Source organism: Enterococcus timonensis (assembly GCF_900104595.1).
Taxonomy (GTDB): Bacteria; Bacillota; Bacilli; order Lactobacillales; family Enterococcaceae; genus Enterococcus_J; species Enterococcus_J timonensis.
On record NZ_FNVY01000002.1, the window covers coordinates 1 to 17826 of the forward strand.

The 17826-nt window shown below is 41.1% G+C and carries 14 protein-coding genes and 3 tRNA genes; 13 read left to right on the top strand and 4 right to left on the bottom strand.

The features are described from left to right. Window positions 1–29 precede the first annotated feature (29 nt). From BQ5341_RS00325 to BQ5341_RS00335, 3 genes are all read left to right on the top strand, one after another. Window positions 30–115: transfer RNA gene (locus BQ5341_RS00325), tRNA-Leu, on the top strand. Window positions 116–123: 8 nt separating this feature from the next. Further along, window positions 124–197: transfer RNA gene (locus BQ5341_RS00330), tRNA-Arg, on the top strand. Between the two features lie 23 nt (window positions 198–220). Then, a tRNA-Pro gene (locus BQ5341_RS00335) sits at window positions 221–294 on the top strand. Between the two features lie 105 nt (window positions 295–399). Here BQ5341_RS00335 and BQ5341_RS00340 read toward each other — a convergent pair. Beyond that, complete coding sequence (locus BQ5341_RS00340; protein WP_071130090.1) at window positions 400–1149, bottom strand: biotin--[acetyl-CoA-carboxylase] ligase; 750 nt, start codon at window positions 1147–1149, stop codon at window positions 400–402. Window positions 1150–1235: 86 nt separating this feature from the next. On the opposite strand from BQ5341_RS00340, the gene BQ5341_RS00345 reads away from it, so the two are divergent. The 3 genes from BQ5341_RS00345 (at window position 1236) to rpoC (ending at window position 9231) form a co-directional block, all read left to right on the top strand. Beyond that, entirely contained in the window at window positions 1236–1445 is a 210-nt protein-coding gene (locus BQ5341_RS00345; RefSeq protein WP_071130091.1) for a zinc ribbon domain-containing protein, read from the top strand. A 328-nt stretch (window positions 1446–1773) separates the two neighbouring features. Further along, the gene (gene rpoB, locus BQ5341_RS00350; RefSeq protein WP_071130092.1) at window positions 1774–5376 is read left to right on the top strand and encodes a DNA-directed RNA polymerase subunit beta; all 3603 of its coding nucleotides are present in this window, start codon (window positions 1774–1776) and stop codon (window positions 5374–5376) included. A 213-nt stretch (window positions 5377–5589) separates the two neighbouring features. Then, window positions 5590–9231 carry a DNA-directed RNA polymerase subunit beta' gene (gene rpoC, locus BQ5341_RS00355; RefSeq protein ID WP_071130093.1) on the top strand — a complete coding sequence of 1214 codons (3642 nt, stop codon included), beginning with the start codon at window positions 5590–5592 and terminating at the stop codon, window positions 9229–9231. Between the two features lie 79 nt (window positions 9232–9310). Here the strand turns inward: rpoC and BQ5341_RS00360 are convergent, their stop codons facing one another. Continuing rightward, on the bottom strand, window positions 9311–10222 hold the full coding sequence (locus BQ5341_RS00360) for a helix-turn-helix transcriptional regulator (RefSeq protein WP_071130094.1): 912 nt from the start codon (window positions 10220–10222) through the stop codon (window positions 9311–9313). 88 nt (window positions 10223–10310) lie between these two features. Here BQ5341_RS00360 and BQ5341_RS00365 point away from each other — a divergent pair, with 88 nt between their 5' ends. Beyond that, window positions 10311–10790 carry a GyrI-like domain-containing protein gene (locus BQ5341_RS00365; RefSeq protein WP_071130095.1) on the top strand — a complete coding sequence of 160 codons (480 nt, stop codon included), beginning with the start codon at window positions 10311–10313 and terminating at the stop codon, window positions 10788–10790. Between the two features lie 50 nt (window positions 10791–10840). Here BQ5341_RS00365 and BQ5341_RS00370 read toward each other — a convergent pair whose 3' ends face one another. Then, entirely contained in the window at window positions 10841–11488 is a 648-nt protein-coding gene (locus BQ5341_RS00370; protein WP_071130096.1) for an HI_0552 family protein, read from the bottom strand. A 60-nt stretch (window positions 11489–11548) separates the two neighbouring features. Beyond that, entirely contained in the window at window positions 11549–12205 is a 657-nt protein-coding gene (locus tag BQ5341_RS00375) for a prepilin peptidase (RefSeq protein WP_071130097.1), read from the bottom strand. Window positions 12206–12260: 55 nt separating this feature from the next. On the opposite strand from BQ5341_RS00375, the gene BQ5341_RS00380 reads away from it, so the two are divergent. From BQ5341_RS00380 to BQ5341_RS00405, 6 genes are all read left to right on the top strand, one after another. Continuing rightward, window positions 12261–13679: a gluconokinase gene (locus BQ5341_RS00380; protein ID WP_071130098.1), complete on the top strand. Its 1419-nt coding sequence runs from the start codon at window positions 12261–12263 to the stop codon at window positions 13677–13679. A 104-nt stretch (window positions 13680–13783) separates the two neighbouring features. Then, window positions 13784–14044, top strand: coding sequence for a Veg family protein (locus BQ5341_RS00385; protein WP_071130099.1), 261 nt, complete (start codon window positions 13784–13786; stop codon window positions 14042–14044). Between the two features lie 125 nt (window positions 14045–14169). Beyond that, window positions 14170–15018 (top strand): 4-(cytidine 5'-diphospho)-2-C-methyl-D-erythritol kinase, encoded by an 849-nt coding sequence (gene ispE / locus BQ5341_RS00390; RefSeq protein ID WP_071130100.1) that lies wholly within the window; start codon window positions 14170–14172, stop codon window positions 15016–15018. Window positions 15019–15211: 193 nt separating this feature from the next. Continuing rightward, window positions 15212–16231: a metal ABC transporter solute-binding protein, Zn/Mn family gene (locus tag BQ5341_RS00395; protein ID WP_071130101.1), complete on the top strand. Its 1020-nt coding sequence runs from the start codon at window positions 15212–15214 to the stop codon at window positions 16229–16231. A 15-nt stretch (window positions 16232–16246) separates the two neighbouring features. Beyond that, window positions 16247–16927 carry a metal ABC transporter ATP-binding protein gene (locus BQ5341_RS00400; RefSeq protein ID WP_071130102.1) on the top strand — a complete coding sequence of 227 codons (681 nt, stop codon included), beginning with the start codon at window positions 16247–16249 and terminating at the stop codon, window positions 16925–16927. Next, the gene (locus tag BQ5341_RS00405; RefSeq protein WP_071130103.1) at window positions 16900–17745 is read left to right on the top strand and encodes a metal ABC transporter permease; all 846 of its coding nucleotides are present in this window, start codon (window positions 16900–16902) and stop codon (window positions 17743–17745) included. The genes BQ5341_RS00400 and BQ5341_RS00405 overlap by 28 nt, the downstream gene beginning before the upstream one ends. The last annotated feature ends 81 nt before the right edge of the window (window positions 17746–17826 follow it).

Below are 17826 nucleotides of genomic sequence, written 5' to 3' on the forward strand. Positions count from 1 at the left end.
TTATAGAGGAAAAGCCAGATTTCAGAGATGCCGGGGTGGCGGAACTGGCAGACGCACAGGACTTAAAATCCTGCGGTGAGTGATCACCGTATCGGTTCGATTCCGATTCTCGGCACTATTTATGCGCTCATAGCTCAATTGGATAGAGTGTTTGACTACGGATCAAAAGGTTGAGGGTTCGACTCCTTCTGGGCGCGTATTTTAATTTAATCTGTTATTTCGGGAAGTAGCTCAGCTTGGTAGAGCACCTGGTTTGGGACCAGGGGGTCGCAGGTTCGAATCCTGTCTTCCCGACTCGTAAGATCGCCTATCTGGCGATTTTTTTTTGCAAAAAAATATTTTTAAATAAAAAAGTGTGAAGCTCTTTATCATCAAGAACGTCACGCTTTTTTTCTTTTGTTACCATGTTTTTAAAGAAATTTCTCCAGAGTGGAGGATGATTTTTTCATGATTGGCTAATTCTACTAAAAGAGCACCGTCAGGCATAATGTCACGAGCATATCCGATATAAGTTTTTTGATTTTGTTGGAAAGAGACTTCTCTTCCTAAAACAAATGAGCGACTTTTATAAAATGTTAAAATCTCTTTCGAATCTTTTTTAAGATTGGCAAAAAAATAATTCAAAAAAGTGGCGATAAAAGTTTCTTGACTGACCACCGGATTTCCTGAAAAAAGTGAAGTTGCTTGCTGAACTAAAGTTTCTGGAAATAAGTTTTCTGGAATATTAAAGTTTAAACCGACACCGATAATTGTTTCATAAACATCAGCACTACTAATTACACGAGTAGCCAAAATACCAGCCAATTTTTTTTGCTGCAAATAAAGATCGTTGACCCACTTAATCATAGGTTTTGCCGTCGTTAGCTTTTCGATTGTTTGGCAAAGGGCAACAGCAGTAATAATAGTAGGAAAAGTGCCGCTCTCAATATCAGAAATTTTTAAACTAAAATAAATCCCACCACCAGCAACTGTAAAAAATGGACGAGAAAAGCGGCCGTGCGCTTGGGTTTGTTGATCGGCTAATAACAGCACTGGGGCGGTATAAGGTTTAATTTCAGTCATAGTAGACTGTGATGCAACTTGAAAATGAATTTGTAAGTTTTCTGGCACGTCGCGACTTAATTTTTCGTATATTTTTTCAATTTCCATTGTTTTTTCCTTTAGTTTTTATTTTAATTGTAGCATTGACGCCCATCAAGAGCTATACTTTGGATACTAAAGAAAGGATGATGAAGATGGAAAAGAAACAATATATTTGCGATAAATGCGGCAATATGCATTATGAGGCCGATCAATTCCAAGCAACTGGCGGGAATTTCGCGAAAATATTCGATGTGCAAAATAAAAAATTCGTGACGATTTCTTGTACCCAATGCGGCTACACTGAATTGTATAAAGCAACATCTAGTGACGGTTGGAATGTGTTAGACTTTTTAATGAACTAATCTAATCTAAGTGGAGCACAGGAAAATGGAGTCAATGAAAATTGGCTCTATTTTTTTTGCGGAAAACAGTTGACAAGAGCACGTATTCTGTGTAAAATTAGGAGTTGCAAATGTTGCTTGAAATGAAAACAAAAACAGGGTGAAATATTGTCCATCCTCGTTTAATAGATGCACAAAAGTAGAAACTCGCTTGATCAAGAAGAGAAAATTCTATTTTTGTCTTTTTTTTGCCCAAAAATCAGGGGTAAAAGACGATGTAAAGAAAATTTAATCTTTGCAATGTTTTTGTAACATTTCTTCTTTTTGAATAAATAAAGGAGTGAAGAGCTTGGCTGGACACGTAGTTAAATACGGAAAGCACCGAGAACGTAGAAGTTTTGCACGGATTTCGGAAGTTTTAGAATTACCAAACTTGATTGAAATTCAATCCGACTCTTATCAATGGTTTTTAGATGAAGGCCTCAAGGAAATGTTTGAGGATGTCTTACCCATTGAAGATTTCAATGGCAATTTATCATTGGAATTTGTCGATTATGACCTGAAAGAACCAAAGTACACTGTCGCTGAAGCACGGGCACATGATGCCAACTATTCAGCACCACTACATGTAACTTTACGTCTTGCTAACCGCGAAACTGGCGAAATCAAAGCTCAAGAAGTTTTCTTTGGCGATTTCCCACTGATGACTGAACAAGGAACCTTCATTATTAATGGTGCCGAACGGGTTATCGTTTCTCAATTAGTTCGTTCACCAGGAGTTTATTTCCATGGTAAAGTGGATAAAAATGGTAAAGAAGGCTTTGGCTCAACAATGATTCCTAACCGCGGTGCGTGGTTGGAAATGGAAACTGACGCTAAAGATATTTCTTATGTACGGATTGACCGGACGCGAAAAATTCCAATGACCGCTTTAATTCGGGCGTTGGGCTTTGGCTCAGATGACACGATTCTATCGATGTTTGGTGATGCGTTAACTTTACGTAACACAATCGAAAAAGATCTTCACAAAAATCCAGGCGATTCCCGCGCTGAAGAAGGATTAAAAGATATTTACGAGCGACTCCGCCCAGGCGAACCTAAAACGGCTGATTCTTCACGGAATTTACTGAATGCTCGTTTCTTTGATCCAAAACGTTATGATTTAGCGAATGTGGGTCGTTATAAAGTCAATAAAAAACTCGATTTATCCACACGTTTATTGAATTTAACTTTAGCTGAAACTTTAGTTGATGCTGAAACTGGCGAAATTCTAGTCGAAAAAGGTGTCGAAATGACGCACGAAGTCATGGACAACTTGAAACCATATTTATTGGCCGGCTTAAATGCGGTCACTTTCTATCCTTCTGAAGATGCGGTAGTCACTGAACCTATGACTGTCCAAATCATTAAAGTGATTTCTCCAAACGATCCTGAACGGGTTGTTTCAGTTATTGGTAATGGCTACCTTGGCGATAAAGTGAAAACTGTTCGTCCCGCTGACATGATTGCTTCCATGAGTTATTTCTTTAACTTAATGGATGGTATCGGCAATGTCGATGATATTGATCACTTAGGGAATCGTCGGATTCGTTCCGTGGGTGAATTACTACAAAATCAATTCCGGATTGGTTTGTCTCGGATGGAACGTGTCGTTCGCGAACGGATGTCCATTCAAGATCAAGAAACCATTACACCACAACAGTTGATTAATATTCGTCCAGTTGTTGCTTCAATTAAAGAATTCTTCGGTTCTTCTCAGTTATCACAATTTATGGATCAAACCAATCCTTTAGGGGAATTGACTCATAAACGTCGGCTATCTGCCTTAGGGCCTGGTGGTTTGACACGGGATCGCGCTGGTTATGAAGTCCGAGATGTACATTACACGCACTATGGCCGGATGTGTCCAATTGAAACGCCAGAAGGTCCAAATATTGGGTTGATTAACTCGCTTGCTTCTTATTCTAAAGTAAATAAATACGGCTTTATTGAAACACCTTATCGCCGGGTCGATTGGAAAACGCACCATGTTACCAATCGTATTGATTATTTGACTGCTGATATTGAAGATCACTATATTGTAGCGCAAGCAAACTCCCCATTAAATGACGATGGAACTTTTAAAGAAGATATCGTTATGGCGCGTTCTCAATCAGAAAACTTGGAAGTAACGATTGATAAAGTAGATTACATGGATGTATCGCCTAAACAAGTAGTTGCTGTGGCTACCGCTTGTATTCCTTTCTTGGAAAACGATGACTCCAACCGGGCTTTGATGGGTGCCAACATGCAGCGGCAAGCTGTACCGTTGATTAATCCTCATTCTCCAATCGTGGGAACTGGGATGGAATTTAAATCTGCCCATGACTCAGGTGCTGCTTTATTATGTAAAAATGATGGAACTGTTGAATATGTAGATGCCGGCGAAGTTCGCGTGCGTCGCGCTGATGGTTCTTTAGATAAATATGTAGTTACTAAATTCCGTCGTTCTAACTCAGGAACAAGTTACAACCAACGTCCGATTGTTCATGTTGGTGAAATTGTAGAAGTTGGCGATACTTTAGCTGACGGACCTTCCATGGAAGAAGGAGAATTAGCTCTTGGACAAAATCCATTAGTGGCCTTCATGACTTGGGATGGTTATAACTATGAAGATGCTATTATCATGAGCCGTCGTTTGGTAAAAGATGATGTCTACACTTCCATTCATATTGAAGAATATGAATCAGAAGCACGTGACACGAAATTAGGACCTGAAGAAATCACAAGAGAAATTCCGAATGTCGGCGAAGATACTTTGAAAAATCTCGATGAAATGGGTATTATCCGCATCGGGGCTGAAGTAAAAGACGGCGATTTATTAGTCGGAAAAGTAACACCAAAAGGGGTCACTGAATTATCTGCTGAAGAACGTTTACTACACGCTATTTTCGGTGAAAAAGCGCGTGAAGTTCGCGATACTTCATTACGTGTTCCTCACGGCGGTGGCGGGATTGTTCACGATGTTAAAATCTTTACTAGAGCAGCTGATGACGAATTGTCACCAGGAGTAAACATGCTCGTTCGAGTTTACATTGTCCAAAAACGTAAAATTCATGAAGGCGATAAAATGGCTGGACGGCATGGTAACAAAGGGGTTGTCTCTTTGATTATGCCTGAAGAAGATATGCCATTCTTACCAGATGGCACACCAGTGGATATCATGTTGAATCCATTAGGGGTACCTTCACGGATGAATATCGGACAAGTTTTGGAATTACATTTAGGGATGGCTGCTCGGTCATTAGGTATTCATGTTGCGACACCAGTATTTGATGGCGCTAATGATGACGATGTTTGGGAAACAGTCAAAGAAGCTGGAATGGCTAGTGACGCTAAAACAGTCTTGTATGACGGACGGACCGGGGAACCATTTGATAACCGGATTTCAGTTGGTGTAATGTACATGATTAAATTAGCCCACATGGTTGATGATAAATTGCATGCTCGTTCGACTGGACCTTATTCTCTAGTAACGCAACAACCATTGGGTGGTAAAGCTCAATTTGGTGGACAACGTTTCGGGGAAATGGAAGTTTGGGCCCTAGAAGCATACGGCGCAGCTTACACATTACAAGAAATCTTAACTTACAAATCAGATGACGTAGTTGGTCGGGTGAAAACCTACGAAGCAATCGTCAAAGGCGATCCAATTCCAAAACCAGGCGTACCAGAATCATTCCGCGTATTGGTTAAAGAATTACAAGCTTTAGGTCTTGATTTGCGAGTATTAGATAATGAAGATGCAGAAATCGAATTACGGGATATGGACGACGACGATGATCTAATCACCGTTGACGCCATGGCTAAATTCCAAGAACAACAAAGTGCAAAAGAAATCGAAAAACAAGCCACAGTAGAAGATATCCAAGCAGACGAAGCACTAGACGAAGCAATCGACGATGAAGAGTAAGGATGTCGAAAAGGCGTTAAGCAGTGTAGAGAAATAGGAAAATAATTAAAAATCCCGGTTTTGGATTTTCAATTATTTTATCTTTTCTCCTAACTGCTGCCTTTGAGACACCGTCAATAAGGTCATCATCAAAGATCAATCTCGTCTGAACTTCGCCCTGTTTTCAGGGCAAGTTCTTGCTTGTTGTTAAAAATGAAATGGAGGGAATCCCTTTTGATCGATGTAAATAAATTCGAAAGTATGCAAATCGGGCTAGCTTCTCCGGAAAAAATCCGTAGCTGGTCTTATGGGGAAGTAAAAAAACCTGAAACTATCAACTATCGTACATTGAAACCAGAACGGGAAGGTCTGTTTGATGAACGGATTTTCGGACCGACTAAAGACTGGGAATGTGCGTGTGGTAAATATAAAAGAATTCGTTATAAAGGTATTGTTTGTGACCGTTGTGGCGTTGAAGTAACACGCTCTAAAGTTCGTCGGGAACGGATGGGTCATATTGAACTGGCTGCACCTGTTTCTCATATTTGGTACTTTAAAGGTATTCCATCACGGATGGGTCTTGTTTTAGACATGTCCCCACGTGCGTTGGAAGAAATTATTTATTTTGCATCATATGTTGTAATTGATCCAGGTGAAACTTCTTTAGAACGCAAACAATTGCTGACTGAAAGAGAATACCGGGAAAAATTAGAACAATATGGTAATACTTTCGTTGCTGCAATGGGTGCCGAAGCTGTAAAACAACTTTTGGACCAAGTAGAATTGGAAAAAGAAGTTGAAGAATTAAAAGAAGATTTAAAAACAGTTCAAGGACAAAAACGGACGCGGGCTATTCGTCGTTTGGATATTTTAGAAGCATTCCGTGCTTCTGGAAATACACCTTCTTGGATGGTGATGGATGTTATTCCAGTAATTCCTCCTGATTTGCGTCCAATGGTGCAATTAGAAGGTGGCCGTTTTGCGACGAGTGATTTAAATGACTTGTATCGTCGTGTAATTAACCGGAATAACCGTTTGAAACGTTTATTGGATCTTAATGCACCATCAATTATTGTTCAAAATGAAAAACGGATGCTCCAAGAAGCTGTCGATGCTTTAATCGATAATGGTCGCCGTGGCCGTCCGGTAACGGGTCCTGGTAATCGTCCTTTGAAATCTTTATCTCATATGTTAAAAGGGAAACAAGGTCGGTTCCGTCAAAACTTACTTGGTAAACGGGTGGATTACTCTGGTCGTTCCGTTATCATCGTTGGACCATCACTTAAAATGTACCAATGTGGTCTGCCAAAAGAGATGGCAATTGAATTATTCAAACCATTTGTTATGCGGGAATTAGTGAGCCGTGAAGTTGCTTCTAATATTAAAAATGCGAAACGCAAAATCGAACGTCAAGAAGATGTTGTTTGGGATATTTTAGAAGAAGTGATTAAAGAACATCCTGTTCTTTTAAACCGGGCACCTACATTGCACCGTTTGGGAATCCAAGCTTTCGAACCAATTTTGGTTGAAGGCCGGGCCATTCGTTTGCACCCATTAGTATGTGAAGCGTATAACGCCGACTTTGATGGTGACCAAATGGCTGTCCATTTGCCATTAAATGAAGAAGCACAAGCTGAAGCACGGATGTTAATGTTGGCTGCTAGCCACATTTTGAATCCAAAAGACGGGAAACCAGTTGTTACCCCTTCACAAGATATGGTGTTAGGGAATTACTACTTAACAATGGAAGAAGTTGGACGCGAAGGCGAAGGGAAAGTATTCCGTGATTTGAATGAAGCTGTCATGGCTTGGCGCAATGGGTATGTCCATTTGCACACGAGAATCGGGATTCAAACCAACTCTTTAGACAAACCATTTACCGAACAACAAAAAAATCAATTATTGATTACAACGGTTGGTAAAGTTATTTTCAATGAAATTATGCCTAAAGAATTCCCTTATTTAAATGAACCAACTGACTTTAACTTGGCTGTTCAAACGCCGGATAAATATTTTATTGATCCAGCTGTTGACGTATTGGCTCATATTCAAGAACAAGAGTTAGTTTTACCATTTAAAAAGAAAAACTTAGGTAATATTATTGCTGAAGTTTTCAAACGTTTTAAAGTAACTGAAACATCAAAAATGTTAGACCGGATGAAAGATCTCGGTTATAAACATTCCACTCATGCTGGGATGACTGTTGGGATTGCCGACATTACCGTCTTAGCTGAAAAACACGAAATTATTGAAGAAGCTCACCGCCAAGTGGCTGATTTTACAAAACAATTCCGTCGTGGTTTGATTACTGATGACGAACGATATGAACGCGTTATTGCAATTTGGACCAATGCTAAAGATCAAATCCAATTGAAACTGATGGAAAGTCTTGATGCAAAAAATCCAATCTTTATGATGAGTGATTCCGGAGCCCGTGGTAATATTTCCAACTTTACACAGCTTGCTGGGATGCGGGGCTTAATGGCCGCTCCAAATGGTCGGATTATGGAATTACCAATTATTTCTAATTTCCGTGAAGGTTTGTCGGTCTTAGAAATGTTTATTTCCACGCACGGCGCTCGTAAAGGGATGACCGATACAGCCTTGAAAACAGCTGACTCAGGTTACTTAACTCGTCGTTTAGTTGACGTAGCGCAAGATGTGATTGTTCGTGAAGATGATTGTGGGACTGATCGTGGCTTAGTCGTTTCGGCGATTAAAGAAGGCAACGAAGTCATTGAATCATTAGAAGAACGTCTTATCGGGCGTTATGCACGTAAATCTGTTTTAAATCCTGAAACAGGTAAAGTTTTAGTTGCGCCAAATGAATTAATTACTGAAGATATTGCTAAACAAATTATTGAAGCAGGTGTCACTTCAGTAACGATTCGTTCCGTCTTTACATGTAATACAAAACATGGCGTTTGTCGTCATTGTTATGGGATGAACTTAGCTACTGGGACTAAAGTTGAAGTTGGTGAAGCAGTCGGAACAATCGCTGCTCAATCTATCGGTGAACCTGGTACTCAGTTAACGATGCGGACATTCCATACCGGTGGTGTTGCCGGAGACGATATTACGCAAGGGTTACCTCGGGTTCAAGAAATTTTTGAAGCTCGGAATCCTAAAGGGCAAGCAGTTATTACTGAAGTAACTGGGACAGTGACTGATATTACTGAAGACGCTGCTACTCGTCAAAAAGAAGTGACCGTTTCTGGTAAAATCGATACGCGTAGTTACGTGGTACCATTTACCGCGCGGATGAGAGTCACTATTGGCTCAGAAATTCATCGGGGCGATGCATTAACGGAAGGTTCAATTGATCCTAAACAATTATTGCAAGTGCGTGATGCCATTTCAGTGGAAAACTATTTGCTTAAAGAAGTTCAACGAGTTTACCGGATGCAAGGGGTAGAAATTGGGGACAAACATATCGAAGTAATGGTTCGGCAAATGTTACGGAAAATCCGGGTCATGGATCCAGGTGACACCGAAATTTTACCAGGCACATTATTAGATGTTGCTGATTTCCGCGCGAAAAATTACGAAACGCTGATTGCTGGTGGCACACCGGCAACGAGTCGTCCAGTCTTGATGGGGATTACTAAAGCTTCATTAGAAACCAACAGTTTCTTATCAGCTGCTTCCTTCCAAGAAACAACTCGGGTCTTAACTGATGCAGCCATTCGTGGTAAACGCGATCCATTATTAGGCTTGAAAGAAAATGTTATTATCGGGAAAATCATTCCAGCTGGTACCGGGATGGCAAGATACCGGAACATGGAACCTAAAGAAGTCGGTATTACTTCAGATGCTGTTTATTCAATCGCCGACGTTCAAGCACAAATGGAACGGGAAGACGCTGAAAAAGAATAATTTAACAGCTGTTGAAAAATTTTAACTTGTTATATGAAAAATCCGCCAAGCTATCGTAAAGATAACTTGGCGGATTTTTTTAATATAAGGAGCTGACTGCGGCGAGATATTGGCGAAATTCAGTTAAAAAAAGAGGATCACTTTTAATAATTTTAGCACGTTTACCTAAAGACATTAAAAAGCGAAAACTAGCTTCTGATTTTGGTATAGTGAGCTCGATTAAAAATTCATCTTGATTAACGGCGGTCATCTTGGCTTCACCAAAACGCTCGACTAAAATATCGCGAATTAATTGTTGAGCTTGTAAGGTAATGGCAAAAAATATAGGTTGAAAAGATTGATGAGCTGGCGGTAAAATTTGGGAGGAGAAGGGTCGCGGGGTAAAAGTTTCTGTTAGTAAAACAACGTTAGTCATTCTAGAAAGGCGAAACGTCCGAAAGTCTTGGCGCTTGGTAGCAAATCCTTCAATATACCAACGATCGCTAAGATAGGCCAGATGATACGGCTCGATGATTCGCTGGGTGGCCACGCCGAGACGATCATAATAAGAAAATTCGATAAGGCGATGTTGGGTGACGGCTTGATTTATTTTTTCCGCAAGTTTTTTTATTTCAGTTTGTCCTTGCCACTTGGAAAATTGAATCGATAAAGACTCAGGAGATTTTTCTTGTTCCATCGCTTGAATTTTTGTAATAGTAGCACTCAATTCGGGGCTGGTGATTAATTGTTGGACACTGGAAAGGGCGGTTAGTAAATTTGAAATATCTTGAGCCGTTAATAATTTTTTGTCGACTTTATAATTAGGCAATAACCCAACGCCGCCGTTGCGTCCTCTCTGGGTGTAGACGGGAATATTGGCCAGACTTAAAGCTTCCACATCCCGTAAAATCGTTCGGGGCGTCACTTGAAAAATGGCGGCCAATTCTTTCGTGGAGACTAATTCTTTTTGCAGTAAAATCATTACCATGGAAATTAAACGTTCAATTCGCATTTTTTTACCTCGCTTAAATATATGACAGACTGCTGTCAGGTATTGTTTACTATAGTATAAACATACCAAAGGAAAGAAGGCAAAAACAATGACTCAATTTGAAATAAAGAATTTTCCGGAAATCACTTTATCCGGCTACGCAACAAGTTTACCTGTACCAACGATGGAAAATATTAATGAGGTTTCGAAAAGTAAATCGGCTCACTTTTTCCAATTTGCGCAAAGTGGAAAATTTGCAGCTCTAATGAAAGAATCCCGGGACCAAATTGGTTTTGCGATAAGTACGACATCAGAAGACCAGGCAGAATATTTTGCAGGTGCTAATACAACAGCTGTTGATAAAAAGGCCGTGACGAAGGTGATTCCAGCTGGAGATTATCTCGTTTTAGCAGCGAGTGGATCAGCAAGTCGGGAGTTATTTGACCAATTGATCGCAACATTTTTTGGCGAAATTTTACCAGCGAATCCAGAAATTCACTTAGCGGATCATTTTGTAGTGGAAGCTTTATTGAATGGCAACCCACTAGACTCTGAAGTAGAGTTGCGGGTGCCAGTTTCTCAAAAATAAAAAAAATCTCGACTTTAGGTAAGTATTTACCAAAGTCGAGATTTTTTTTTTTAGGCAGCGTCTGATTCATAAAGAGCAATGAGTTCAGTGAGTTTTTCGGCGATGATTTTTTCAATGTCGGGATAAGTATGGTCACTAGGTAAAAAATAACCGACTTGAAAAGTGGTAGTTTCATTGAGTTGGGATTGAAATTTTTGTTGGAGCGCGGGATTTTCAAGATAAGTAGTTAGTGAAAGATAATCGCCATCTTCAGCGTCTTGACTCGTCCAAATATAATAATTTTCTAAGTCAGTGAAGTGTTGGGCGGCAGTTGGCAGCTGGGCGATTTTTTGATTATAATCAGCCGGGCGAATCGGTGAATTGTCGGATTTGTAATGTTGATACATAAGGTAAATCCGAAAGTTTTTCCCGTTAAGCATAGTAGCTAGACAAGGAGCTTCGTCGCTGCGAGCAATGGTGCGATAAGGACACCAATAATGAGTCCGCAACTTCCAACCGTTAGTCCAACTTTCACATTTTATTTTGGTGAAAAGAAATGGGGTAGTCACGGCTAACTGCCAACTTTTGAAATCTAGCCAAGTTGCTTGGAAGATTTTTTTAAGTTGGGCGATTTCTTCTGGCGTGCGGACTTTTTTTAATTGACTAAAACCAAAAATTTCTTGGTGAAACGTGTTGAAATGGGTGGGGGTGAGATTCATGAGGTGACCGGCTTTCCTGTTCTTTTTATTTATTTTACCAAAAATTTTGAGTCGGCGCAGTTATTTTGCTATGATGAGAGTGATGACAAGGGCGAAACTTAAAAAAGGAATAAACGGCAGAGGCTGATTGGCGCGGGAAAAAAGCAGCCCAGAAAGACTGGCGACAATAATTAACATGAGCCAATGTTCCATGTGAAACAGCGGACTCCAAAAAAGCAGTAGCAAAAGATCGGCCAATCCGATTTTTCGGCCGGCCACAAGAAATAATCCGCCGAGAAAAATTACGGCTAGCCCTAACGTTTCCAAATGCCAAATACTTCCAGTGAATCCATAGGCGATAAGTAAAATGATTTGAGAAATTAGGAGCAGGCGCAAGTCCACTTGTTGGGTCCAAAAATCTTCGAGACTTAAAAGTAAGGCTGTAAAGAGCCAGAAAAAAATCAGCCAACTGTGCCAACAACTTAAAGAAAAAAATAAAAGCAGGCCGGAAAATATTTCTAGTAGTAAAATACTTTTAGGAATGAGTGTCGCGCAATGGCGACATTTTCCCCGTAAAATAAAATACGAAACAATAGGCAGTAAGTCATAGGCGGCCAGCTGCTGTTGACAAGCGTCGCAGCGGGAACGACCAGTAAGAAAATTTTCTCTGCTCGTCAGACGACTGACTAAAACATGGCCAAACGACCCGAAAATACTGCCTAATAAAAAATAGAACATTTGACGACGCTCCTTTCTTACATACTCTAATAAAACATACGTAAAGGAAAACAAAATGGAAAAATTATATGCGGGAATCGATCTAGGGACGACCCAAACTAAAATAGTTGTCTATAACAAAGACGGCGTGGTGCGCCATCAAGTGTATCGTAGCTATCAATTAGTGCAAGATCAACCAGGAATGGCGGAGTTGAAAATTTCCGATTTATTGCAAGCGGTGCAAGGATGTTTAGCCGAAGTCTGGCAACTTTTTGCCCCGCAACTTCAATTAGTCAGCTTCAGCTCGGCGATGCACGGGCTGTTAGTCCTTGATGAAAATGTTGAACCATTGACGGAGCTGCTGACTTTTGCCGACACCCGGGCTGTGAGTGTGACAAGCAAATTAACGGCAACACAAAGAGAAAATTTCTTGCAAAAAACCGGCGTGCCAGTGCATCCCATGGCTCCAGTTTATAAAATCAAATGGCTTGAAAAAAATCGCCCAGAAATTTTTGCCAAAGCCGGCTACTTTGTGGGCTTTAAAGATTATTTATGGTATTTATTGACTGGAAAATTATGGCAAGATGTCGCTTGTGGGGCAGCAACGGGCTTAATGAAAACAGACGGCGGCATTTATGATGAAGAAATTCTCCATTGGGCCGGCATTACCACTAAGCAATTGCCGCAATTAAAAGCCATGACAGAAAGTTTTTCGCCAGTAGCTAGTGATAAGTTCCCTTTTCTAAAAGGAGACGTGCCCTTTTTTATTGGTGGCAGCGATGGTGTTTTGGCTAATTTAGGCGCGGTAAAAACCGGAAATGAAGCGGTAATGACGATGGGGACTTCCGGGGCGCTGCGTTATTTAAGTCCGGTATTGCCGGAAGTTTTGCCGGAACAATTATTTTGTTACAACTATCAAGAAAATGGTTGGTTAATTGGCGGCGCCAGTTCGAATGCCGGTTCGACGTTAGCTTGGGGCAAGGAGCGCTTTTTTCCAGAAACTGAATTTAGCCTGGCCATTACTAAGGCGTTAAAAAGTACTCAACCGCCTGTTTTTTTGCCGTATTTATTAGGAGAACGGGCACCCTTATGGCAGCCAGAAGCGACCGGGAGTTTTTGGCAATTACGTTATGGGCAAGACAATGCTGATTTATTTTTTGGCGTGATTTTAGGTATTTTATTTAATATGAAAATTATTTTGCAAAGCGTGGAAGATGCCGCGGGTCCTAGAAGTGAAATTTTAGCCAACGGTGGATTTTTTCAAACACCAGCGCTGGCCCAACTGGCCGCCGATGTCTTGCAGCGACCATTGATTTTCCAAGAAAACAACGAAGCCTCAGCGTTAGGCGCAGTGAAAATCGCGGCTCCTGAGTTAACTTTTAAAGAGGCGCAAAAAATTGGCGCCACCGTAGTGCCGAAAAAAAATTATCAAAAACAATTTCAACAATTTGTCCGACTCTTAACCTTGAATGAAAAAATGTTTGCAGACGCCTAAAAAATGAGAGTGCTTCACGAAAATATTATTTGCCAGAAATAATATTTTATGATACACTTGAATTCTTTTGGCGAAAATGGTATAATACCGTAGAGGTGAAGCCGATGCCAACAACGTTAACGGCGATCAAGAAAGAACTTGAAGGTCGCTTAGGTAGCAAGATTAAATTAGTCGCTCAAACCGGTCGTAAACGACAAACCGAGCGGAATGGAATTTTGACGGAGACGTATCCATCTGTCTTTGTTGTGGATCTCAATCAGGATGAAAATTCTTTTGAACGTGTTTCATACAGTTATTCCGATGTGCTCACCCACACGGTAGAAATTCAATTTCAAGATGCTGAGCTAGTAGAAGTTATTGCTTAGCCTAAAACACCTTAAGGAAAGCCTTGAGGTGTTTTTTTGCGCGTTTTTTTGTTAAAATGCGGATAAAGCTAACTTTTGTGGTTAAAAATAAGGCTCGTCTACTGAAAATATATAAAGGAGTCGCCATGGAAATTTTAGAAAAAGCCCCCGCTAAAATAAATTTAGGCCTCGACACGCAATTTTTGCGCCCAGATGGCTACCACGAGTTGTCCATGGTGATGACCACGGTGGATTTGGCCGATCGGGTGACTTTAAAAGAAATCCCAGGAAATAAAATTATAGTCACTAGCAATAACGCATTTTTGCCGTTGAATAAAAAAAATCACGCCTATCAAGTGGCCCATTTTCTGAAAAATAAATACCATAAGGAAACAGGGTTACATATTGCTATTGAAAAAAACATTCCGATTGCCGCCGGTCTTGGTGGCGGATCAACGGATGCCGCGGCTACTTTGCGGGGACTGAATCGGTTGTGGAATTTACAATTAAGTAAGGCGGATTTGGCGGAAATCGGCTTAATCGCCGGCTCCGACGTTCCTTTTTGCGTGCATGGAAAAACCGCCCAAGTTACCGGATTTGGGGAAATTATTACGCCACTTAAAGAGCTACCAAAAATGTGGGTCGTTTTAGTGAAGCCGCCTGTTAGTGTGTCCACCGCCAAAATTTTTCAAGCGCTAGATGTTTCCAAAGTCACTCATCCAAATATCAACGCGCTAGTGGCGGCCGTCAACGCCCAAGATTATTCAGGAATTATTGAAAATTTAGGCAACTCTTTAACTAGTGTGACGAAAGAGCGCTACCCGATTGTGGAAAAAATCGAGACTAAGATGAAACAATTCGGCGCAGATGGCGTCCTAATGACTGGATCTGGTCCGACCGTTTATGGTTTGTGTCAAAATTATTCTCGCGCCAAACGCGTTTATAATAGTATGAAAGGTTTTTGCCACGAAGTTTATTTAGTTCGGACGCTGTAAAAAAAGATTAATTTCATCTAATTTTGTTATTTTATGACCCTGAACATGTGATGAACCATACATTTGAATGAAATTTCATATTATTTTATTCTTGACGAAATCCTTTTGGGCATGATAAAGTGGAGAAGTTGAAAATGGATTGAAAAATTCAAACGCCAAGAAAAAATAAAGGGAAACTTTCAAAGGAGACGACATGAAGAAAAAATTTTTTGCCGGACTTTTATTACTATTAATGCTCACTTTAAGTGGCTGCAACGCCGCTGAAGCCGAACAAAATGGCGACGGCACGCCCGTTGATGACGATAAACCAACCATTGTAGCGACTTTTTATCCTATGTATGCTTTTGTCAAAATGGTTGTCGGCGACACGGCCAATGTGGAACTCTTGATTCCCGCCGGCACCGAGCCCCACGATTACGAACCATCCGCCAAAGATATGGCCAAAATTGCCGACGCCGATGCTTTTGTTTATAATTCGGTGGAAATGGAAACTTGGGTGACTGACGTTTTAAAAAATATCGGCGACACGCCAGCCATTGAAGCGGCCAAAGAGATTGATTTAGTTGAGACTGACGATGAGGATGACCATTCCCATGATGCCCATGATCATAGTCATGATGAAGAAACTGAAACTGCCGCTGATGAGGAAGCCGTTGAAGGTGAAACCGAAACCGGACATAATCACAGCCACACGAAAGATCCCCACGTTTGGCTGGATCCTGTTTATGCGGCGATTGAACTTTCTACTATTATGCAAGAGTTGACCACGGCAATTCCTGGCCACGCAGACATTTGGTTGCAAAATGCAGTTGATGCTCAGTATGAATTTGACGCTTTAAATGAAGAATTTGAAGCAGCGCTCGGTTCAGCTACCCAACGCACCTTTGTCACTCAGCACGCCGCCTTTTATTATTTGGCGGCCCGCTATAACTTAGAGCAAGTGGCTATCGCCGGATTATCGGCGGAAGTGGAGCCCAGTCCGAAGCGTTTGGCCGAGCTGAAAGATTTTGTCGACGACAAGCAGATTTCCGTGATTTATTTTGAACAAAATGCCAGCCAAAAAATTAGCGAAACGTTAGCTAACGAAGCCGGCGTTGAACTAGCAGTTTTAGATCCGCTAGAAAGTTTATCCCCTGAAAAAATTCAAAATGGCGCCGACTATTTTTCCGTGATGCGGGAAAATTTAGCCAGCCTGACCCTAAGCATAAAATAAAGTGAGGCGAGTGCGATGCACTACATTGATGTCAAAGATTTAACTTTTTATTACGACGAAGAACCAGTCTTGGAAGACATTTCTTATTACGTGGATCCTGGCGAGTTCGTGACGTTAACCGGGGAAAATGGCGCCGCCAAATCAACCCTCATTAAATGCACGCTCGGTTTATTGACGCCAAGAAGTGGAACGGTGACGATTGCTAAAACCAATCAAAAAGGCGAGAAATTAAAAATCGGCTACATTCCCCAACAAATTTCTTCATTTAATGCCGGATTTCCTTCGACTGTTTTAGAACTAGTGACTTCAGGACGTTATCCGGATAAAAAATGGTTTTCTAAGCTAACAAAAAAAGATCACCAACAAGTCCAAAAAGCATTGGAAGCTGTGGGGATGTGGGAATACCGCAAGCGGAGAATTGGCGAATTATCTGGCGGCCAAAAACAGCGAATTTCTTTGGCGCGCGTTTTTGCCAGTGATCCGGATTTATTTATTTTAGATGAACCGACAACCGGGATGGATGAAGTGAGCCGGGGAGATTTTTATCAACTTTTATCCCACCAAGCCCATCATCATCAGAAAAGTATTTTAATGATTACCCATGATCACGCCGATATTAAAGAATATGCGGATCGCCACATTCGTTTAGTGAAAAAGGAGGACTCCCCATGGCGCTGCTTTCATATGAATTCTTAAGACGAGCCTTGCTGGCGGTTTTATTTATGGCCGGCATCGCCCCCATGCTGGGCGTCTTTCTAGTGGTCCGCCGGCAATCGCTTTTGGCCGACACCTTAAGTCACGTCTCGCTAGCTGGTATCGCCTTGGGATTATTTTTCAATCTTAACCCGACGTTTACCACGTTATTAGTCGTAGTAATTGCGGCGATTGTTTTAGAATATTTGCGGCGGATGTACGCCGGATATTCAGAAATTTCCATCGCGATTTTAATGGCTGCCGGGCTTTCGGTAGCGTTAGTTTTAATGAGTCTCAGCGAAAATGCCCAAGGAGTTAATATTCAAAATTATTTGTTCGGTTCAATCGTGACAATTACTTGGAGCCAAGTCTGGCTATTGGCGGGATTATTTGTCGCTTTGGCGATTTTATTTGTCCTGGTCAAACGGCCACTTTATGTGATGACTTTTGATGAAGACGTGGCGTCTGTTGACGGACTGCCGGTGTCCTTGATGTCAAGCATTTTTAATATTGTTTGCGGCGTGGCGATTGCCGTCATGATTCCGATTGCCGGCGCCCTGTTGGTTTCGGCGATTATGGTGATTCCCGCAGCGATTGCTATGCGGATTGGCAGAAGTTTCAACCAAGTGTTGGTAGTCGCCGTTGTGGTCGGACTGATCGGCATGCTGGGCGGACTTTACACGAGTTTTGAAGTCGACACGCCGCCTGGTGCGACGATTACGTTACTGTTTATTGCGATTTTTATTCTCGTTAATCTCTTTAAAAAAATTATTTTACGCTTCCGACAAAATCAAGCCGCGAAAGTTCGCGATAAAAATTAAGAAAATAAAAAACGTTGCCAACACCGATTTAGGTGCAGGTAACGTTTTTTTCCGAACTTTTTTTAAAAATTCGCAGAAATT